The sequence below is a fragment of the Pseudomonas sp. PDM21 genome, from assembly GCF_014852505.2.
In the GTDB taxonomy this organism is placed as follows: domain Bacteria; phylum Pseudomonadota; class Gammaproteobacteria; order Pseudomonadales; family Pseudomonadaceae; genus Pseudomonas.
Window position 1 is genome coordinate 1760975 of sequence record NZ_CM181223.1, and the last position, 20856, is coordinate 1781830.

Below are 20856 nucleotides of genomic sequence, written 5' to 3' on the forward strand. Positions count from 1 at the left end.
CTCAGCAGGAGCAGAGGGCGCGGTCGAGGACGGCGAGCAGGTCGCGGGGTGCGTCGACGATGACGTCGGCGCCCCAGTGCGCGGGGTTGTCGTCCGGGTGGATATAGCCGTAGCGCACGGCCGCGGTCTTGGTCCCGGCGGCGCGGCCCGACTCGATGTCGCGCAGGTCGTCACCGATGAACAGCACTTCGGACGGGTCGACCTTCAGCTGGCTGCAGGCCAGCAGGAGCATTTCCGGGTCCGGCTTGCTCCTGGTCACGTGGTCCGGGCAAACCAGCACGGCGGAGCGCTCGGCCAGGCCGAGCTGCTCCATGATCGGCGCGGCGAAGCGCACCGGCTTGTTGGTCACCACCCCCCAGATCAGGCGCGACTGTTCGATGCTCTCCAGCAGCTCGGTCATGCCGTCGTACGGGCGGGTGAAGACGGCGCAATGCTCCTGGTAGCGGTCGAGGAACTCCTGGCGCAGGGCCTCGAAGCCGGGGGCCTCCGGGTCCATGTCGAAGGTCGCGGCGACCATGGCGCGGGCGCCGCCGGAAACCACATCCTGGATGCGCTGGTCATCGATCGGCGCGCGACCATGGGCGGCGAGCATCGCCTGGCACACGGCGATGAAGTCCGGCGCGGTATCCAGCAGCGTGCCGTCCATGTCGAAGAGAACCGCTCTGAGCATGCGACTCACTCCTCGCGCAGGGTCTGGATCATGTAGTTGACGTCGACGTCGCCCGCCAGCTTGTAGTGCTTGGTCAGCGGGTTGTAGGTCAGGCCGATGATGTCCTTGACCGCCAGGCCCGCGTCACGCGACCAGGCGCCCAGCTCGGAGGGGCGGATGAACTTCTTGAAGTCGTGGGTGCCACGCGGCAGCAGGCGCATCACGTACTCCGCACCGACGATGGCGAACAGGTATGCCTTCGGGTTGCGGTTGATGGTGGAGAAGAACACCTGGCCGCCGGGCTTGACCATCCGGTAGCAGGCGCGGATGACCGAGGCCGGGTCCGGCACGTGCTCGAGCATCTCCAGGCAGGTCACCACGTCGAACTGCTCGGGCATCTCTTCGGCCAGGTCTTCGGCGGTGATGCGGCGGTACTCCACCGGTACGCCGGATTCCAGCTGGTGCAGTTGGGCGACCGCCAGGGGCGCTTCACCCATGTCGATACCGGTGACGGTGGCGCCGCGCTGGGCCATGGCTTCGCTGAGGATGCCGCCGCCGCAGCCGACGTCGAGCACCTTCTTGCCGGCGAGGCTGACGCGCTCGTCGATCCAGTTGACCCGCAGCGGGTTGATGTCGTGCAGGGGCTTGAACTCGCTTTCGCGGTCCCACCAGCGGTGGGCGAGGGCCTCGAATTTGGCGATCTCGGCGTGGTCGACGTTGCTCATGGTGTCCCTATTGATCAAAAAGCTGGAAACGAAGGCTGACTATGATGCCAGCTTCGTTCAATGGATGGGGCGCGGCATGACAGATTGTCGCAGCGCCAGGGGCGTCGGGGCTCAGGCGCCGGCGATCCTGCGGCCCCACTCGCCGGCGACGGCGATCAGGCGCTCTTCGTCCAGGCGGGTGAGCTTGCCGTTGTCCAGCAGCTGCTTGCCGCCGACCCAGACATGGCGAACGCAGTCGCGGCCGCTGGCATAGATGACCTGCGAGACCGGCTCGTACACCGGCTGCTGGGCCAGCCCGGAGAGGTCGAAGGCGGTGATGTCGGCGGATTTGCCCAGCTCAAGGCTGCCGGTCTCTTGCTCCATGCCCAGCGCGCGGGCGCCGTTCAGGGTGGCCATGCGCAGCGCGCGGTGGGCGTCCAGTGCGGTGGCCTGGCCGGCCACGGCCTTGGCCAGTAGTGCGGCGGTGCGGGTTTCGCCGAGCAGGTCGAGGTCATTGTTGCTGGCCGCGCCATCGGTGCCGATGGCGACGTTGACGCCGGCCTGCCACAGCCGCTCCACCGGGCAGAAGCCGCTGGCCAGCTTGAGGTTGGATTCCGGGCAGTGCACCACCGAGCTGTTGGTTTCCACCAGCATGATCAGGTCGTCCTCGCTCACCTGGGTCATGTGCACCGCCTGGAAGCGAGGGCCGAGCAGGCCGAGGCGATGCAGGCGGGCCAGGGGCCGTTCGCCGTTCTTCTCCAGCGCCTGCTGGACCTCGAAGGCAGTCTCGTGGACGTGCATGTGGATGCCGGCGTCCAGCTCCTCGGCGAGCATCAGGATGGTTTCCAGCTTGTCGTCGCTGACCGTGTAGGGCGCGTGCGGGCCGAAGGCGACCTTGATGCGCGGGTGATGCTTGAGGTCGTCGCGCAGCGCCAGGCCCTGGCGGATCGCCTCGTCGGCGTCGCGGGCGCCGGGGATCGGGAAGTCCAGCACCGGCACGCTGATCTGCGCGCGCACGCCGGCCTTGTGAACTACCTCGCAGGCGACCTGCGGAAAGAAGTACATGTCCGAGAAGCAGGTGATGCCGCCCTTGAGCTGCTCGGCGATGGCCAGTTCGGTGCCGTCGCGGACGAAGTCCTCGCTGACCCACTTGGCCTCCGCCGGCCAGATGTGTTCCTGCAACCAGGTCATCAGCGCCAGGTCGTCCGCCAGGCCTCGGAACAGGCTCATTGCCGCGTGGCCGTGGGCGTTTATCAGACCGGGGGAGAGCAGCATGCCCGGCAGCTGGCGGGTTTCCGTGGCCGGATGGCGCAGCGCTTCGGCGCGAGGGGCGAGCAGGGCGATGCGGCCGTCGCGGATGCCCAGGCCGTGATCGCGCAGGACGACGCCGGCGGGTTCGATGGGGACGATCCAGGTGGGGAAGAGCAGCAGGTCGAGCGGGACTTTTTCGGTCGGCATGAAGCGCATCCTGGGCGCGTGGATAAAGGCGCCGAGTATAGCCGAGCACCAGGGCTTCAGGCTCGGTATACTCGGCCGTTTCCCGGTGTTTCCGGGTGATTCCCGTGGCGCCGGAGCGGCCCGCGATTCCATTGAAATGAAGAGGTGTTCCATGCGTGAGCGACTGTTGGCGGCCGAACGGGTCACGGCCATTGATTGGCGCAAGGGCACACTCCGTCTGCTGGACCAGCGCCTGCTGCCGCTGGAGGAAACCTGGCTGTCGTACGAGACCGCCGAAGGCGTAGCCGACGCCATTCGCCAGATGGTCGTGCGCGGCGCGCCGGCGATTGGCATCGCCGCTGCCTATGGCCTGGTGCTGGGCCTGCGTGCCCGTGTGGCCGCTGGTGGCGACTGGCGCGCGGCGCTGGAAGATGATTTCACGGTGCTGGCCGAGTCGCGTCCGACCGCAGTCAACCTGTTCTGGGCGCTGAACCGCATGCGCGACCGCCTGGAGCGCCTGAAGCCGGGCGAGGACCCGCTGCCGCTGCTGGAAGCCGAGGCCGTGGCGATCCACGAGAGCGACCGCGAGGCGAACCTGACCATGGCTCAACTGGGCGTGGACCTGATCCGCAAGCACCATGGCGGCCCGCAGAAGATCCTCACCCACTGCAATACCGGCGCCCTGGCCACCGGTGGCTTCGGCACCGCACTGGGCGTGCTGCGCGCGGCGCATCTGGAAGGGCTGATCGAGCGTGTCTACGCCGACGAGACCCGCCCCTGGCTGCAGGGCGCTCGCCTGACTGCCTGGGAACTGGCCAACGAAGGCGTGCCGGTCACCCTGAACGTGGACGCGGCCGCCGCGCATCTGATGAAGACCGAAAGCATCACCTGGGTCATTGTCGGCGCCGACCGTATCACCGCCAACGGCGACGTCGCCAACAAGATCGGCACTTATCAGCTGGCGGTCACCGCGATGCACCACGGCGTGCGTTTCATGGTGGTGGCGCCCAGTTCGACCATCGACATGGGCCTGGAAAGCGGCGAGGACATTCCGATCGAGGAGCGTGACGGTCGCGAACTCCTGGAAATCGGCGGCAAACGTGTCGCCGCTGACGTCGAAGCCTTCAATCCGGTGTTCGATGTGACCCCGGCCGACCTGATCGACGCCATCGTGACCGAGCGCGGCGTCGTCGAACGTCCGGACACCGAGCGGATGGCCCAGCTGATGAGCCGCAAGCGCCTGCACTGACGGGGCCTGCGGCAATTCATCGAGGGGCTTGGCCGAGGGTAGGGTTTGACCCTGGCTTGTGGTAAGCTCCGACGGTTCTTGATGGGGCATTTTTTCGGCCCCCACAGCATCGCGGATCAACGGCCAAGTCGTTGATTTGTAGAGAGTCGGTGGCGCTTTGATGGCGCACCGCGCTCCGCCGGGCTCAGGACGGGCTTGGCGGAGTCCCATTTGAAAAAGGAACCAGGCTTCTCATGGGCGAACTGGCCAAAGAAATCCTCCCGGTCAACATCGAAGACGAACTCCGACAGTCCTACCTCGATTACGCCATGAGCGTGATCGTCGGTCGTGCCCTGCCCGATGCGCGCGACGGCTTGAAGCCCGTGCATCGTCGCGTCCTGTACGCCATGAGCGAACTGGGCAACGACTGGAACAAGCCCTACAAGAAGTCCGCCCGTGTGGTCGGCGACGTGATCGGTAAGTACCACCCGCACGGCGACACTGCGGTGTACGACACCATCGTCCGCATGGCCCAGCCGTTCTCGCTGCGCTACATGCTGGTCGACGGCCAGGGCAACTTCGGTTCGGTGGACGGCGACAACGCCGCAGCCATGCGATACACCGAAGTGCGCATGTCCAAGCTCGCCCATGAGCTGCTGGCGGACCTGGACAAGGAAACCGTCGACTGGGTGCCCAACTACGACGGCACCGAGCAGATCCCGGCGGTCATGCCGACCAAGATCCCGAACCTGCTGGTCAACGGCTCCAGCGGTATCGCCGTGGGCATGGCGACCAACATTCCGCCGCACAACCTCACCGAGGTGATCGACGGCTGTCTGGCGTTGATGGACAACCCCGAGCTGTCCATTGATGACCTGATGCAGTACATCCCCGGTCCGGACTTCCCGACCGCGGGCATCATCAACGGCCGTGCGGGCATCATCGAGGCCTATCGCACCGGTCGTGGTCGCGTCTATATCCGTGCCCGCGCCACCATCGAGGACATGGAGAAGGGCGGCAACCGCCAGCAGATCATCATCACCGAGCTGCCCTACCAGCTGAACAAGGCCCGTCTGATCGAGAAGATCGCCGAGCTGGTGAAAGAGAAGAAGATCGAAGGCATCACCGAGCTGCGCGACGAGTCCGACAAGGACGGCATGCGCGTGGTCATCGAGCTGCGTCGCGGCGAAGTGGGCGAGGTCGTGCTGAACAACCTCTACGCCCAGACCCAGCTGCAGAGCGTCTTCGGCATCAACGTGGTGGCCCTGGTCGATGGCCAGCCGCGCACGATGAACCTCAAGGACATGCTCGAGGTGTTCATTCGTCACCGCCGTGAAGTGGTGACCCGCCGGACCGTCTACGAGCTGCGCAAGGCCCGCGAGCGCGGCCACATCCTCGAAGGTCAGGCCGTTGCCCTGTCGAACATCGACCCGGTGATCGAACTGATCAAGACCTCGCCGACCCCGGCCGAGGCCAAGGAGCGCCTGATCGCCACTGGCTGGGAATCCAGCGCCGTGGAAGCGATGGTCGAGCGCGCCGGCGCCGATGCCTGCCGCCCGGAAGACCTGGACCCGCAGTACGGCCTGCGTGACGGCAAGTACTTCCTGTCGCCGGAACAGGCCCAGGCAATCCTGGAATTGCGCCTGCACCGCCTGACTGGCCTGGAGCACGAGAAGCTCCTGTCCGAGTATCAGGAAATCCTCACCCTGATCGGCGAGCTGATCCGTATCCTGACCAGCCCCGAGCGCCTGATGGAAGTCATCCGCGAGGAGCTGGAAAAGGTCAAGGCCGAGTTCGGCGACGCCCGCCGCACCGAGATCGTCGCCTCGCAGATGGACCTGACCATCGCCGACCTGATCACCGAAGAAGAGCGCGTGGTGACCATCTCCCATGGCGGCTACGCCAAGTCCCAGCCGCTGGCCGCCTACGAGGCCCAGCGTCGCGGTGGCAAGGGCAAGTCCGCCAGTGGCGTGAAGGACGAGGACTACATCGAGCACCTGCTGGTCGCCAACAGCCACGCCACCCTGCTGCTGTTCTCCAGCAAGGGCAAGGTCTACTGGCTGCGCACCTTCGAGATCCCGGAAGCCTCGCGTACCGCCCGTGGCCGTCCGCTGGTGAACCTGCTGCCGCTGGACGAGGGCGAGCGCATCACCGCGATGCTGCAGATCGACCTGGAAGCCGTGCGCGCCCAGTTCGCCGGCGACGAGAACGATGACGACGACGTGGTCGCCGAGCAGGTCGCCGAAGTAGTGGAAGCCGAAGAGGCCGAAGAGGGCGACGACGCCGACTTCAGCCAGGACGAGCCGACCGGCGCGTACATCTTCATGGCCACCATGAAAGGCACCGTGAAGAAGACCCCGCTGATCCAGTTCACCAAGCCGCGCTCCAACGGCCTGATCGCCCTGAAGCTGGAAGAGGGTGACTCGCTGATCGCCGCCGCCATCACCGACGGTTCGAAGGACGTGATGATGTTCTCCGACGCCGGCAAGGTCATCCGCTTCAAGGAAAGCAAGGTGCGCATCATGGGCCGTAACGCCCGTGGCGTGCGCGGCATGCGCCTGGCCGAAGGCCAGCGCATCATCTCCATGCTGATCCCTGAGTGCCGCGAAGCGCAGATCCTCAGCGCCTCCGAGCGTGGCTACGGCAAGCGCACCCCGCTGGCCGACTACCCGCGTCGCGGTCGTGGTGGCCAGGGCGTGATCGCCATGGTGATCAACGAGCGTAACGGCAACCTGGTGGGCGCCGTGCAGGTGCTGGACGGCGAGGAGATCATGCTGATTTCCGACCAGGGCACCCTGGTGCGTACCCGTGTCGACGAAGTCCGCGGCGCTGGCCGTAACACCCAGGGCGTGATCCTCATCAAGCTGGCCGCCGACGAGACCGTCGTGGGGCTGGAGCGGGTGCAGGAGCCGACCGTGGTGGAAGACGAAGACGACGTCATCGACGGCGAGATCGTCGAGGGCGAAGTGTCGGAAGAGAACCCAGAAGCAGGCGAAGCTGCGGCTGAAGAAGCCCCGCAGGCCAGCGAAGACTGATAGCGAGAGTGGATGTGAGCAAGCGAGCCTTTAACTTCTGCGCCGGTCCTGCGGCGCTTCCCACCGAGGTGCTGGAGCGCGCCCGCGCCGAACTGCTGGATTGGCAGGGCAAGGGCCTGTCGGTCATGGAGATGAGCCACCGTAGCGACGACTACGTGGCCATCGCCGAGAAGGCCGAACAGGACCTGCGCGACCTGATGGGCGTGCCGTCGAACTACAAGGTGCTGTTCCTGCAGGGCGGCGCCAGCCAGCAGTTCGCCGAGATTCCGCTGAACCTGCTGCCCGAAGACGGCGTGGCGGACTACGTGGAAACCGGCATCTGGTCGAAGAAGGCCATCGAAGAGGCTCGCCGCTACGGCAACGTCAACGTGGCTGCCAGTGCATCCAAGTATGACTACTTCGCCATTCCCGGGCAGAACGAGTGGAACCTGTCCAAGGAAGCCGCCTACCTGCACTACGCGTCCAACGAGACCATCGGCGGCCTGGAATTCGACTGGATTCCGGAAGTCGGTGACGTCCCGCTGGTGGTGGACATGTCCTCGGACATCCTCTCCCGCCCGACCGACGTGTCGAAGTTCGGCCTGATCTACGCCGGCGCGCAGAAGAACATCGGCCCTTCCGGCCTGGTCGTTGTCATCGTCCGCGAAGACCTGCTGGGCCGCGCCCGCAGCATCTGCCCGACCATGCTCAACTACAAGGTCGCCGCCGATAACGGCTCCATGTACAACACCCCGGCTACCTACTCCTGGTACCTCTCCGGCCTGGTCTTCGAGTGGCTGAAGGAGCAGGGCGGCGTCGACGCCATGGAACAGCGCAACCGCGCCAAGAAGGACATGCTGTACGGCTTCATCGACAACAGCGACTTCTACACCAACCCGATCCAGCCCAGCGCCCGCTCCTGGATGAACGTGCCGTTCCGCCTGGCCGACGAGAAGCTCGACAAGGCCTTCCTCGAAGGCGCCGATGCGCGCGGCCTGCTCAACCTGAAAGGCCACCGTTCGGTGGGTGGCATGCGTGCCTCCATCTATAACGCCCTGGGCCTGGACGCCATCGAAGCCCTGGTTGGCTACATGGCCGAGTTCGAGAAGGAGCACGGCTGATGAGCGACGCTGACCAGCTCAAGGCTTTGCGCGTACGCATCGACAGCCTCGACGAGAAGATCCTCGAGCTGATCAGCGAACGCGCCCGCTGCGCCACCGACGTGGCGCGCGTGAAGATGGCTGCCCTGCCCGAAGGCGAGAAGCCGGTGTTCTACCGGCCCGAGCGCGAGGCGTGGGTGCTCAAGCACATCATGGAGCTGAACAAGGGCCCGCTGGACAACGAGGAAGTCGCTCGTCTGTTCCGCGAGATCATGTCCTCCTGCCTGGCCCTGGAGCAGCCGCTGAAAGTGGCCTACCTCGGCCCGGAAGGCACCTTCACCCAGGCCGCGGCGCTCAAGCACTTCGGCCATGCGGTGATCAGCACGCCGATGGCGGCTATTGACGAAGTGTTCCGCGAAGTCGCCGCCGGTGCGGTGAACTTCGGCGTGGTGCCGGTGGAAAACTCCACCGAGGGCGCGGTCAACCACACCCTCGACAGCTTCCTCGAGCACGACATGGTGATCTGCGGCGAGGTGGAGCTGCGCATCCACCATCACCTGCTGGTGGGCGAGAACACCAAGACCGGCAACATCACCCGCATCTACTCCCACGCCCAGTCCCTGGCTCAGTGCCGCAAGTGGCTGGACGCGCACTACCCGAACGTCGAGCGCGTGGCGGTTTCCAGTAACGCCGATGCCGCCAAGCGGGTGAAGAGCGAGTGGAACAGCGCAGCCATTGCCGGCGACATGGCCGCCAGCCTGTACGGTTTGGACAAGCTGCACGAAAAGATCGAGGATCGCCCGGACAACTCCACGCGCTTCCTCATGATCGGCAACCAGGAAGTGCCGCCCACCGGCGACGACAAGACTTCCATCATCGTTTCCATGCGCAACAAGCCGGGCGCGCTGCACGAGCTGCTGGTGCCGTTCCACAACAACGGCATCGACCTGACCCGCATCGAGACCCGCCCGTCGCGCAGCGGCAAGTGGACCTACGTGTTCTTCATCGACTTCGTCGGCCACCACAAGGACCCTCTGATCAAGGACGTCCTGGAAAAGATCAACAGCGAAGCCGTTGCCCTGAAGGTGCTGGGCTCGTACCCCAAAGCGGTTCTCTGAACCGACAGCCGCAAGCCAGGGCCGCAAGCTGCCGACACGTCGGTGGACGGTTGATGGCTTGCGGTCCATAGCTTGAGGCTTTTAGCGATGTCGTGTGATTTCCTTGCCCTGGCCCAGCCGGGCGTGCAGAAGCTTTCCCCCTACGTACCCGGCAAGCCGGTCGATGAACTGGCCCGCGAGCTGAAACTCGATCCCGCTGGCATCGTCAAGCTGGCCAGTAACGAGAACCCGCTGGGCCCGAGCCCGAAGGTCCTTGAAGCCATTCGTGCCGAACTGGCCGAACTGACCCGCTACCCCGACGGCAACGGCTTCGAGCTGAAGAGCCGACTGGCCGCCCGTTGCGCCGTCGACACCGAGCAGGTCACCCTGGGCAACGGCTCCAACGACATCCTCGACCTGGTCGCCCGTGCTTATCTTGCGCCCGGTCTGAACGCCGTGTTCAGCCGGTACGCCTTCGCCGTCTACCCGATCTCCACCCAGGCCGTCGGTGCCCAGGGCAAGGTTGTGCCGGCCAAAGACTGGGGCCATGACCTGGAAGCCATGCTGGCAGCCATCGACGGCAACACCCGCGTGGTCTTCATCGCCAACCCGAACAACCCCACCGGCACCTGGTTCGGCCCGGACGCGCTGGAGCGCTTCCTGTCGCAGGTTCCCGAAAGCGTCCTGGTGGTGCTCGATGAGGCCTACATCGAGTACGCCGAAGGCGAAGAGCTGCCGGACGGCCTGAAGTACCTGGCTCGCTACCCGAACCTGCTGGTCTCGCGGACCTTCTCCAAGGCCTACGGCCTGGCGTCGCTGCGGGTCGGCTACGCGATCTCCTCGGCGCAGGTCGCCGATGTGCTCAACCGCGTGCGCCAGCCGTTCAACGTCAACAGCCTGGCCCTGGCCGCCGCCTGCGCCGCGCTGGACGACGCCCAGTACCTGGCCGAAGGCAAGCGCATCAACGACGAAGGCATGGCCCAGCTGGAAAACGGCCTGCGCGCCCTGGACCTGCAATGGATTCCCTCCAAGGGCAACTTCATCGCCGTGGACCTCGAGCGCGATGCCGGTCCGGTCTACCAGGCCCTGCTCGCCGAGGGCGTGATCGTCCGTCCGGTGAGCGGCTACGGCATGCCACAGCACCTGCGCATTTCCATCGGCCTGCCGGCCGAGAACGCCCGTTTCCTCGAAGCGCTGGCCAAGGTACTCGCCCGTGCCTGATGCCCAGCCGCACAAGCTGCGCCGCCTGGTGGTGGTGGGGCTCGGCCTGATCGGCGGCTCCTTCGCCAAGGGTATCCGCGAGAAGGAGCTGTTCGAGGAAGTGGTTGGTGTCGACCGTGACCCGGAGACCCGCCGTCTGGCGGTGGAGCTGGGCGTGGTCGATCGCTGCGAGGAAAGCCTCGCCGCCGGTTGCCGTAACGCTGACGTGATCCAGCTCGCCGTGCCGATCCTGGCCATGGAAAAGCTCCTCGGCGAGCTCGCCGCCCTGGACATCGGCAACGCTATCCTCACCGACGTGGGCAGCGCCAAGGGCAACGTGGTGCGTGCTGCGAAAGCGGTGTTCGGTGGCATGCCGGCGCGCTTCGTCCCTGGCCATCCCATCGCCGGCTCCGAGCAGAGCGGGGTGGAAGCGGCCAACGCGAAACTGTTCCGTCGTCATAAAGTCATCCTCACGCCGCTGGATAATGCCGACGCGGATGCGATCCAGTGCGTCGATCGCCTCTGGCGCGAGCTGGGTGCGGATGTCGAGCAGATGGCCGTCGAACACCACGACGAAGTCCTCGCCGCCACCAGCCACCTGCCGCACCTGCTGGCCTTCACGCTGGTCGACTCGCTGGCCAAACGCAGCGAGAATCTGGAAATCTTCCGCTACGCCGCTGGCGGCTTCCGCGACTTCACGCGGATTGCCGGCAGCGACCCGGTGATGTGGCACGACATCTTCCTCGCCAACCGCGAGGCGGTGCTGCGCATCCTCGACGTATTCCGTGACGACCTCGATGATCTGCGCGGGGCCGTCGATAAAGGGGACGGGCAACAACTGATGGGCGTCTTCACTCGCGCCCGCGTTGCCCGCGAGCATTTCAGCAAAATCCTGGCCCGTCGGGCCTATGTGGACGCCATGCACAACAATGACCTGATTTTCCTGGCCCAGCCGGGTGGCCGCCTTTCCGGACGTGTTCGCGTACCGGGCGACAAGTCCATTTCCCATCGCTCGATCATGCTCGGCTCCCTCGCCGAAGGCACGACCGAGGTGCAAGGTTTCCTCGAGGGTGAAGACGCCCTCGCCACCATCCAGGCGTTCCGCGACATGGGTGTGGTCATCGAAGGCCCGCACCACGGCCGCGTGACCGTTCACGGCGTTGGCCTGCACGGTCTGAAGACCCCGCCTGGCCCGATCTACCTGGGCAACTCCGGCACCTCGATGCGTCTGCTCAGCGGACTGCTCGCCGCCCAGCCGTTCGACACCACCCTGACCGGCGACGCTTCGCTGTCCAAGCGCCCGATGAACCGCGTCGCCAAGCCGCTGCGCGAGATGGGTGCAGTGATCGAGACCGGCCCCGAAGGCCGTCCGCCGCTGACCATCCGTGGTGGCCAGAAACTCACCGGCATGCACTACGACATGCCGATGGCCAGCGCCCAGGTGAAGTCCTGCCTGCTGCTCGCCGGCCTCTATGCCGCTGGCGAAACCTCCACCACCGAGCCGGCCCCGACCCGCGACCACACCGAGCGCATGCTGCGCGGCTTCGGCTACCCGGTCGACGTTGAAGGCGCCACCGCCCGCGTCGAGTCCGGCCACAAGCTCAGCGCCACCTCGATCGAAGTGCCGGCCGATATCTCCTCGGCAGCCTTCTTCCTGGTCGCCGCGAGCATCGCCGAAGGTTCCGACCTGACTCTGGAGCACGTCGGCATCAACCCGACCCGTACCGGCGTCATCGACATCCTCAAACTCATGGGCGCCGACATTACCCTGGAGAACCAGCGTGAAGTGGGCGGCGAGCCGGTTGCCGACATCCGCGTGCGTTCTGCCCAGCTGAAAGGCATCGATATTCCCGAAGACCTGGTGCCGCTGGCGATCGACGAGTTCCCGGTACTCTTCGTCGCCGCCGCCAACGCGGAAGGCCGCACCGTCCTGCGCGGCGCAGAAGAGCTGCGGGTGAAGGAGTCCGACCGCATCCAGGTCATGGCCGACGGCCTGCTGGCCCTGGGCGTGAAGTGCGAGCCGACCCCGGACGGCATCATCATCGACGGCGGCAGCTACGGCGGAGGCGAAGTCTGGAGCCACGGCGACCACCGTATCGCCATGTCCTTCAGCGTGGCCTCCCTGCGCGCCGGTGCGCCTATCCGCATCCACGACTGCGCCAACGTTGCGACTTCCTTCCCGAATTTCCTCGGGCTGGCTTCCGGCGCGGGCATCCGCGTCGCCGAGGAGAAGAACTGATGAACGGTGAATGGCCGGTCCTCGCCATCGACGGCCCCAGTGGCTCGGGCAAGGGCACCGTCGCCGGTCTGCTGGCCAAGCGCCTGGGTTGGAACCTGCTGGACTCCGGTGCGCTGTATCGCCTGCTGGCGTTCGCTGCCGGTAACCACGGCATCGACCTGACCAACGAGGAAGCCCTCAAGGTGCTGGCTGCGCACCTGGATGTGCAGTTCACCCATGCCAAGGGTGGGCAGGGCCAGCACATCATCCTCGAAGGCGAAGACGTCACCGACGTGATCCGTACCGAGCAAGTCGGCGCCGGCGCCTCGCAGGTTGCTGCGCTGCCGGCGGTGCGCGATGCGTTGTTGCAACGCCAGCGCGCCTTCCTCGAAGCGCCGGGCCTGGTCGCCGACGGGCGCGACATGGGCACCGTGGTCTTCCCCGGCGCTCCGCTGAAAATATTCCTCACCGCCTCCGCCGAGGAGCGCGCCCGTCGCCGCTACCTGCAGCTCAAGGGCAAGGGCATCGACAGCGACCAGGCACAACTGGCCGAGGAAATCAGCGCCCGCGACGAGCGCGACAGCCAGCGTGCCGTCGCTCCGCTCAAGCCTGCCGAAGGCGCCATCCTGGTGGACTCCACCTCGATGAGCATCGACGACGTGGTGGACAGCATTCTTGCCGAGGTTTCGCGGCTGGGGCTGGCCGACTAGTCGATCGGGAAACGAAAATCCCCGGCCATGCCGGGGATTTTTCTTTTCGGGTAAGGATGCCCGCATCAGGGATCAGACGGGCGGTTCTCCCAATTTCCGAGGCTGGGCGAAAATACAGAAGTGAGGCTGGAGTCGCGAAGAACGTTGGAAACCAGGGTCGCCGATTGACGCAATCGGGATCCGTTGCTACCATTCCAGACCTTATATCGGGAGGGTTTCGCCCATATCGAGCGAAACGTTCCCTTAAAATCTGAATGTGGAGCATCCGTTTCGGCGGGTGCAACAGGGGGCCGGCGGGATACCAGTCTTGATCCCGCTGGCTTCTTTTTCATCACTTGACCGTGTCTGCTGGTGGCACGGAATCGGGCTTACAAGCCTTTGACTACAGGTATAGACATGAGCGAAAGCTTCGCAGAACTCTTTGAAGAAAGTCTTAAATCCCTCGACATGCAGCCGGGTGCAATCATCACCGGCATCGTGGTCGACATCGATGGTGACTGGGTCACCGTCCATGCCGGTCTGAAATCCGAGGGCGTCATCCCGGTCGAGCAGTTCTACAACGAACAGGGCGAGCTGACCATCAATGTGGGTGACGAAGTCCACGTTGCGCTGGACGCGGTAGAAGACGGCTTTGGTGAAACCAAGCTGTCCCGCGAAAAAGCCAAGCGTGCCGAGAGCTGGATCGTTCTGGAAGCTGCTTTCTCTGCCGACGAAGTGGTCAAAGGCGTCATCAACGGCAAGGTCAAGGGTGGCTTCACCGTCGACGTCAACGGCATCCGCGCGTTCCTGCCGGGTTCGCTGGTCGACGTGCGTCCGGTGCGTGACACCACTCACCTGGAAGGCAAAGAGCTCGAGTTCAAGGTCATCAAGCTGGACCAGAAGCGCAACAACGTTGTCGTTTCCCGTCGCAGCGTCCTGGAAGCCGAAAACAGCGCCGAGCGCGAAGCTCTGCTGGAATCGCTGCAGGAAGGCCAGCAGGTCAAAGGTATCGTCAAGAACCTCACCGACTACGGTGCGTTCGTTGACCTGGGCGGCGTCGATGGTCTGCTGCACATCACCGACATGGCCTGGAAGCGTATCAAGCATCCGTCGGAAATCGTCAACGTTGGCGATGAGATCGATGTCAAGGTTCTGAAGTTCGACCGCGAGCGCAACCGCGTATCCCTGGGCCTGAAGCAACTGGGCGAAGACCCATGGGTTGCCATCAAAGCCCGTTACCCGGAAGGCACCCGCGTTACCGCGCGCGTCACCAACCTCACCGACTACGGCTGCTTCGCCGAGCTGGAAGAGGGCGTGGAAGGCCTGGTACACGTCTCCGAAATGGACTGGACCAACAAGAACATCCACCCGTCGAAAGTCGTTCAAGTTGGCGACGAAGTGGAAGTTCAGGTTCTGGACATCGACGAAGAGCGTCGTCGTATCTCCCTGGGCATCAAGCAGTGCAAGTCCAACCCGTGGGAAGACTTCTCTGGCCGCTTCAACAAGGGCGACAAGATCTCCGGCACCATCAAGTCGATCACCGATTTCGGTATCTTCATCGGCCTGGAAGGCGGCATCGACGGTCTGGTTCACCTGTCCGACATCTCCTGGAACGAAGTTGGCGAAGAAGCCGTTCGCCGCTTCAAGAAGGGCGACGAGCTGGAAACCGTCATCCTCTCCGTTGATCCGGAGCGTGAGCGCATCTCCCTGGGCATCAAGCAGCTGGAAGACGATCCGTTCTCCAACTACGCATCGCTCAACGAGAAAGGCACCATCGTTCGCGGCACCGTGAAAGAAGTCGACGCCAAGGGCGCCGTCATCAGCCTGGGCGGCGAAATCGAAGGCGTTCTGAAAGCCTCCGAAATCAGCCGTGACCGCGTTGAAGACGCTCGCAACGTTCTGAAAGAAGGCGAAGAAGTCGAAGCCAAGATCATCAGCATCGACCGTAAGAGCCGCGTCATCTCCCTCTCCATCAAGTCGAAAGACGTTGATGACGAGAAAGATGCGATGAAAGAACTGCGCACCAAGCAAGACGTAGAAAACACTGGTCCGACCACCATCGGTGATCTGATCCGTGCTCAGATGGAGAACCAGGGCTAATCCCTGATTCACCATCCAAGGAAAAGGGCGACTTCGGTCGCCCTTTTTCGTTTCTGCCTTTCCTGGGGCGCGGGCGCGCAGTGCTTTCTCTACGCTGAGACTGGCGCTATGTTGCCTGCCCCGTTCCGGTCGTCTTTTTCATGCCTTATCTGCTTTTCGTCACCGTCCTCTGGGCGTTCTCCTTCAGCCTGATCGGCGAGTACCTTGCCGGGCAGGTCGACAGCTATTTCGCGGTGCTGACGCGAGTGGTGCTGGCCGGTCTGGTGTTCCTGCCGCTGACCCGCTGGCGCGGCGTCGAGCCGCGCTTCATCGCCGGCGTGATGCTGGCGGGCGCGCTGCAGTTCGGCATTACCTACGTCTGCCTGTACCAGAGCTTCCGCGTGCTGACGGTACCGGAAGTGCTGCTGTTCACCGTGCTGACGCCGCTGCATGTGGCGCTGATCGATGACGCGCTGAACCGCCGCTTCAACGCCTGGGCGCTGCTGGCAGCCGCCGTGGCGGTACTCGGCGCCGGAATCATTCGCTACGACGGCGTCAGCGGCGACTACATCCAGGGTTTCCTGCTGCTGCAACTGGCCAATGCGACCTTCGCGGCGGGGCAGGTGTTCTACAAGCACCTGGTGCAGCGCTATCCCTCGGATATCCCGCAATACCGCCGCTTCGGCTACTTCTTCGTTGGCGCGCTGCTGATTGCACTGCCGGGCTGGCTGCTGTTCGGCAATCCGCAGAAGCTGCCAACGACCGACCTGCAATGGGGCGTGCTGGTGTGGATGGGCCTGCTGGCCACCGCGCTGGGGCAGTTCTGGTGGAACAAGGGCGGCACGCTGGTGGATGCCGGCACCCTGGCGGTGATGAACAACCTGCACGTGCCGGTGGGCCTGCTGATCAATCTGCTGATCTGGAACGAAGCCGCCGACCTGCCGCGCCTGGCGCTGGGTGGTGCGGTGATCGTGGCGTCGCTGGGCGTCAACCGTTTCGGCCTGCGCCGTCAGAAGGAGCGCTTCGCATGAACATCTCCGGGCGTGGCGTAGCGCTGTCCCTGGCGTCTTCCGTGCTGTTCGTGACCCTGCCGGGCTACATCCATTCGCTGGAGCCGCTGACCAGCATCCAGGTGATCGCGCACCGGGTGGTCTGGTCGATTCCGATGGTCCTGCTGCTGGTGCTGTTCACCCGCCAGGGCGGTGTGCTGCGCGACGCGGGCCGGCGCCTGTTGCGCGAGCCGTGGCTGCTGGCGTGCTTCCCGCTGACGGCGGCGATGATGCTGATACAGTGGGGCGTGTTCATCTGGGCGCCCATGGTCGGGCGCACGCTGGAGCTGTCGCTGGGCTACTTCCTGCTGCCGCTGACCATGGTGCTGTGCGGCCGGGTGTTCTACGGCGAGCGCCTGACCACGCTACAGGCCATCGCCGTTGCCTTTGCGCTGGCGGGTGTGCTGCATGAACTCTGGCTGACCCGCGCATTCTCCTGGTTCACCCTGATCACTGCGCTGGGCTATCCGCCGTACTTCATGCTGCGCCGCAAGATGGCCGTGGATTCGCTGTCGGGCTTTGTCTTCGAGATGATCGTGCTGCTGCCGTTCGCCCTGGCGGCCCTGTGGATAACCAATAGCGGCCAGGTGCTGGAGGATGTGCCGCGCCTGTGGGCGCTGCTGCCGCTGCTGGGACTGATCAGCGCGCTGGCGTTCGGCGCGATGATGGCCGCCAGCCGGTTACTGCCCATGGGGCTGTTCGGAATTCTGAGCTACGTCGAGCCGGTGCTGCTGTTTGCCATCGCCGTGCTGTTCCTGGGCGAGGCGTTCAATCCGGCGCAGATCTGGACCTACGGGCCGATCTGGATCGCCGTGCTGCTGACCGGTTGGGATAGCGCGCGACTGCTGCGCCGACAGGCGCGTCGCGGGCTGTAAGCGAAGAGAGAGGTGAGGAGCAAGCGCTCTCCGGCGAGGGGAGAGCGCTCGGCGTCAGTCGAAGCGACCGCCGACGTCAGCCTTGGCCAGGGTTTCCGGCAGGATGCGGCGGGCAGCGGTGTAGTGCTTTTTCCAGTAGTCGCCACCGAGGTCGGAAACGCGGACCTTCTGGCCGCGACGCGGCGCGTGGACGAACTGGTTGTCGCCGACGTAGATGCCGACATGGTCGACATTGCGGCGGTTGTGGATGCGGAAGAACACCAGATCGCCGGGCTGCAGGTCATCACGCGCCACTTTGGAGTTGCCGCGCATGCTGAACATCTGCTGCGCGGTACGCGGCAGGTCGACTTCGTCGACGTTCTGGAACACGTAGTTCACCAGGCCGCTGCAATCGAAGCCGCGCTTGGGCGACGTGCCGCCCCAGCGGTAAGGCGTACCGATCATGCTGTAGGCACGCTGGGTTACCTGGTGCGCCTCGCTCTTGGTCTGCTTGACCGGCTTGGCGTTGAAGGTCAGCAGGGCGCTGCCCTGGACCGGGACACGGAGATCAACCGGGGCGGGTTGATAGGTGCGCGTGATCTTGTAGGAGGCCGTAGCCTCGGTAGCGGCCAAAAAGGTCGCCAAGCCTATGGAAAGGCATGTCAAAAGGGTACTTCGCATTCGGCATGTCTTCTTGCTGGTTGATATCGCCCAGACTCCGCTGGATCGCCATTGTTGTCGGCGTGGTTTCCTTTGGTCCGCTCAAAAATTCCACGCATTCTGAACGACTTTTCATGACAGTTCGTACCGTCTGTCGATTCTGACTTTTCCCTTGTGACTTGCAGGGCGCTGCGTGACATGTGCTCCGACGCATCAGTCATGGCCTGACCTTATAGCCGCAAGCCCTATAAAACGGGGCTTTCCGCCTGGCGGCAGAAAACTGGCGGGGTGCTAGCCAGAAGCCAGTCGCTTAAGGCTTCTTAAGGAAAAACCCGACGAAGTGCAGGTATTTGAGCTGAACGAATCAGCCCAGATGGGCAAGCAGAGCGGGGAGCACCTGCTCGCGCAACAGCGGGGCGAGGTTGTGAGGGTAGTCGCCGGTTGGGTCCAACCAGGCGAGCTCTTCCAGCTCGGCGGCGGGCTGGACGGCGTGGGGCAGGGCGGCGAGGTAAACCTGCGCGTCCACGCGCATGTCCGGCTCGTTGGCGGCGTTGGCCTGGAAGTGGCCAAGCGGGGCCAGCGCGGAGGTTGACAAGTGCAGGTCGAGTTCTTCGCCCAGTTCGCGCAGCAGCGCCTGGACTGAAGTCTCGCCGGGCTCGTGCTTGCCGCCAGGCAGCATGAAGGCCTGGGTGCCACGCTTTCGGACCAGCAGCAGGCGTCCGGCTTCATCCAGCAGGCAGGCGGCGGCGATACGAATGGTGGTGGTCATGGCGAGGGCGTTTCCTTCAGAACCTGATAGCGCATCTGCACGATGCCGCTGGGGAAGCTGCGCTGCTCCAGCAGCTGCAGGCGTTGCTCGAGGCCGATGCTGAACAGGGGAATGCCAGCGCCGAGCAGGTGCGGAATGATGCTGACGATCACTTCGTCGAGCAAGCCTGCGGCGAGGAAATTGCCCGCCAGGCTGCCGCCGCCCACCAGCCAGATGCGCTCGCAGCCGCGCTGCTCCAGTGAGGCGAGCGCGTCCACTGGCGTGTAGTGCTCCAGTTCCACCTGCGGCGCTGCCTTGGGCAGATGGTTGGAGCGGGTCATGACCAGCGCGGGCTTGTCCGGGTAGGGCCATTCGTCCTGCTTCAGGCAGAACAGGTAGGTGGCGCGGCCCATCAGGAGACCGTCGATGCTGGCATAGAAGGCGTTGTAGCCGTGGTCGTCGGCTTCGTTGCCGTAGCCTTCGAGCCAGTCCACGCTGCCGTCGGGGCGGGCGATGTAGCCGTCGAGGCTGGCCGCCACGTAATAAATGAGAGTCGATGGCACCTGTATTCTCCTTTTTGTCAGGCCCATCAGAGCATGGCATTGCCTTTGGTCCGGCGCCGGTACGTTTGTCGGGCTATTGACGCGACGGGTCGCGCACAGGGCTCGTCGGCAATAATTCCAGCGCGTCGGCTCGGCAAACATTAAGCTATGCAGCTATTTGGTCTTTACGTGATATCGAGGTCTGCCTTGTTCTCCCAATTCGCCCTCCACGAACGCCTGCTCAAGGCGCTCGATTCGTTGTCCTTCACCGAGCCGACCCCGGTCCAGGCTGCGGCCATTCCGAAGGCCCTGGAGGGACGTGACCTGCGAGTGACGGCGCAGACCGGCAGCGGCAAGACCGCGGCCTTCCTGCTGCCGCTGCTCAATCGCCTGCTCACCGAGGAGAAACCCAAGAGCGGCGCCCGAGCGCTGATCCTGCTGCCGACCCGCGAGCTGGCCCAGCAGACCCTCAAGGAAGTCGAGCGCTTCGCCCAGTTCACCTATATCAAGGCCTGCCTGATCACCGGCGGTGAAGACTTCAAGGTGCAGGGTGCGCGCCTGCGCAAGAACCCGGAGATCATCATCGGCACCCCGGGCCGCCTGAACGAGCAGTTCAACGCCGGCAACCTGCCGTTGGGCGACGTGGAAGTGCTGATCCTCGACGAAGCCGACCGCATGCTCGACATGGGCTTCTCCGAGGACGTGCTCAAGCTCGCCGCACAGTGCCCGACCGAGCGCCAGACCCTGCTGTTCTCCGCCACCAGCGGCAGCGGCCTGCACGAGATGGTCGAGAAGGTCCTGCGCGAGCCTGAGGTCCTGCAGCTCAACCGCGTCAGCGAGCTGAACGAGGACGTCAGCCAGCAGGTGATCCTGACCGACCACGTCGGTCACAAGGAACAGCTGCTGCAGTGGCTGCTGACCAATGAGAGCTACGAGAAGGCCATCGTCTTCACCAATACCCGCGTTGCCGCCGACCGTCTGACCGGCCGCCTGATTGCCGCTGGCCACAAGGTCTTCGTGCTGCACGGCGAGAAGGACCAGAAGGATCGCAAGCTGGCCATCGAGCGCCTGAAGCAGGGTGCGGTGAAGATCCTCGTCGCCACCGACGTGGCCGCACGCGGTCTGGACGTCGACGGCCTGGACCTGGTGATCAACTTCGATATCCCGCGTCGCGGCGATGAGTACGTGCACCGCATCGGCCGTACCGGGCGTGCAGGCGCCGCGGGTGCGGCGATTTCGCTGGTGGGCCACGGCGACTGGAACCTGATGTCGAGCATCGAGCGCTACCTCAAGCTGCGCTTCGAGCTGCGTGTCATCAACGAGCTGAAGGCCACCTACAAGGGGCCGAAGAAGGTCAAGGCTTCCGGCAAGGCCGCTGGCACCAAGAAGAAAAAGGATGATGCTAAGAAGGCCGGTGGCAAGGCGGCGGCGAAGAAGAAGCCCGCTGCCAAGCGCAAGGCTGGCCCGTCCAAGGTGGTGAGCCAGGACGGCCTGGCGCCGCTCAAGCGCAAGAAGCCTGCCGCGGAATAAGTCTTTCGCATCACCCCAAGCGCCTCCCCTGACCGGGAGGCGTTTTTTTTGTGCGCCG

General features: G+C 64.6%; 17 protein-coding genes. 11 read left to right on the forward strand and 6 right to left on the reverse strand.

Translation table 11 applies throughout. The features are described from left to right. Position 1: 1 nt before the first annotated feature. The 3 genes from mupP to IB275_RS08375 all read right to left on the reverse strand — a co-directional run bounded on the left by mupP (position 2) and on the right by IB275_RS08375 (position 2811). Entirely contained in the window at positions 2 to 679 is a 678-nt protein-coding gene (gene mupP / locus IB275_RS08365; RefSeq protein WP_139791535.1) for an N-acetylmuramic acid 6-phosphate phosphatase MupP, read from the reverse strand. Further along, positions 676 to 1374 carry a bifunctional 2-polyprenyl-6-hydroxyphenol methylase/3-demethylubiquinol 3-O-methyltransferase UbiG gene (gene ubiG, locus IB275_RS08370; RefSeq protein WP_081517942.1) on the reverse strand — a complete coding sequence of 233 codons (699 nt, stop codon included), beginning with the start codon at positions 1372 to 1374 and terminating at the stop codon, positions 676 to 678. The genes mupP and ubiG overlap by 4 nt, the downstream gene beginning before the upstream one ends. A gap of 111 nt (positions 1375 to 1485) precedes the next feature. Continuing rightward, positions 1486 to 2811 (reverse strand): TRZ/ATZ family hydrolase, encoded by a 1326-nt coding sequence (locus IB275_RS08375; protein WP_192289285.1) that lies wholly within the window; start codon positions 2809 to 2811, stop codon positions 1486 to 1488. A gap of 151 nt (positions 2812 to 2962) precedes the next feature. On the opposite strand from IB275_RS08375, the gene mtnA reads away from it, so the two are divergent. The 10 genes from mtnA to rarD all read left to right on the forward strand — a co-directional run bounded on the left by mtnA (position 2963) and on the right by rarD (position 17339). Further along, positions 2963 to 4039 (forward strand): S-methyl-5-thioribose-1-phosphate isomerase, encoded by a 1077-nt coding sequence (gene mtnA / locus IB275_RS08380; protein WP_081517944.1) that lies wholly within the window; start codon positions 2963 to 2965, stop codon positions 4037 to 4039. Between the two features lie 233 nt (positions 4040 to 4272). Continuing rightward, the gene (gene gyrA / locus IB275_RS08385; RefSeq protein WP_081517945.1) at positions 4273 to 7053 is read left to right on the forward strand and encodes a DNA gyrase subunit A; all 2781 of its coding nucleotides are present in this window, start codon (positions 4273 to 4275) and stop codon (positions 7051 to 7053) included. Positions 7054 to 7067: 14 nt separating this feature from the next. Next, entirely contained in the window at positions 7068 to 8153 is a 1086-nt protein-coding gene (gene serC, locus IB275_RS08390) for a 3-phosphoserine/phosphohydroxythreonine transaminase (RefSeq protein ID WP_192289283.1), read from the forward strand. Beyond that, complete coding sequence (gene pheA / locus IB275_RS08395) at positions 8153 to 9250, forward strand: prephenate dehydratase (protein ID WP_192289281.1); 1098 nt, start codon at positions 8153 to 8155, stop codon at positions 9248 to 9250. Before serC ends, pheA begins: the two co-directional genes overlap by 1 nt. 87 nt (positions 9251 to 9337) lie before the next feature. Then, the gene (gene hisC, locus IB275_RS08400) at positions 9338 to 10450 is read left to right on the forward strand and encodes a histidinol-phosphate transaminase (RefSeq protein ID WP_192318976.1); all 1113 of its coding nucleotides are present in this window, start codon (positions 9338 to 9340) and stop codon (positions 10448 to 10450) included. Next, complete coding sequence (locus IB275_RS08405) at positions 10443 to 12668, forward strand: bifunctional prephenate dehydrogenase/3-phosphoshikimate 1-carboxyvinyltransferase (protein WP_192289277.1); 2226 nt, start codon at positions 10443 to 10445, stop codon at positions 12666 to 12668. Before hisC ends, IB275_RS08405 begins: the two co-directional genes overlap by 8 nt. Next, the gene (gene cmk / locus IB275_RS08410; RefSeq protein ID WP_192289275.1) at positions 12668 to 13357 is read left to right on the forward strand and encodes a (d)CMP kinase; all 690 of its coding nucleotides are present in this window, start codon (positions 12668 to 12670) and stop codon (positions 13355 to 13357) included. The genes IB275_RS08405 and cmk overlap by 1 nt, the downstream gene beginning before the upstream one ends. A gap of 396 nt (positions 13358 to 13753) precedes the next feature. Then, entirely contained in the window at positions 13754 to 15436 is a 1683-nt protein-coding gene (gene rpsA / locus IB275_RS08415; protein WP_017517968.1) for a 30S ribosomal protein S1, read from the forward strand. Between the two features lie 140 nt (positions 15437 to 15576). Further along, positions 15577 to 16446 (forward strand): carboxylate/amino acid/amine transporter, encoded by an 870-nt coding sequence (locus IB275_RS08420; RefSeq protein WP_192289273.1) that lies wholly within the window; start codon positions 15577 to 15579, stop codon positions 16444 to 16446. Continuing rightward, positions 16443 to 17339 (forward strand): EamA family transporter RarD, encoded by an 897-nt coding sequence (gene rarD / locus IB275_RS08425; RefSeq protein WP_192289271.1) that lies wholly within the window; start codon positions 16443 to 16445, stop codon positions 17337 to 17339. The genes IB275_RS08420 and rarD overlap by 4 nt, the downstream gene beginning before the upstream one ends. A gap of 54 nt (positions 17340 to 17393) precedes the next feature. Here rarD and IB275_RS08430 read toward each other — a convergent pair whose 3' ends face one another. The 3 genes from IB275_RS08430 to IB275_RS08440 all read right to left on the reverse strand — a co-directional run bounded on the left by IB275_RS08430 (position 17394) and on the right by IB275_RS08440 (position 19289). Further along, complete coding sequence (locus IB275_RS08430; RefSeq protein ID WP_081517953.1) at positions 17394 to 17999, reverse strand: C40 family peptidase; 606 nt, start codon at positions 17997 to 17999, stop codon at positions 17394 to 17396. Positions 18000 to 18342: 343 nt separating this feature from the next. Beyond that, positions 18343 to 18747: an NUDIX hydrolase gene (locus IB275_RS08435; RefSeq protein ID WP_192289269.1), complete on the reverse strand. Its 405-nt coding sequence runs from the start codon at positions 18745 to 18747 to the stop codon at positions 18343 to 18345. After that, positions 18744 to 19289 carry a dihydrofolate reductase family protein gene (locus IB275_RS08440; RefSeq protein ID WP_192289267.1) on the reverse strand — a complete coding sequence of 182 codons (546 nt, stop codon included), beginning with the start codon at positions 19287 to 19289 and terminating at the stop codon, positions 18744 to 18746. The genes IB275_RS08435 and IB275_RS08440 overlap by 4 nt, the downstream gene beginning before the upstream one ends. 171 nt (positions 19290 to 19460) lie before the next feature. On the opposite strand from IB275_RS08440, the gene IB275_RS08445 reads away from it, so the two are divergent. Further along, positions 19461 to 20798, forward strand: a complete 1338-nt coding sequence (locus tag IB275_RS08445; RefSeq protein ID WP_192290621.1) for a DEAD/DEAH box helicase — start codon at positions 19461 to 19463, stop codon at positions 20796 to 20798. The last annotated feature ends 58 nt before the right edge of the window (positions 20799 to 20856 follow it).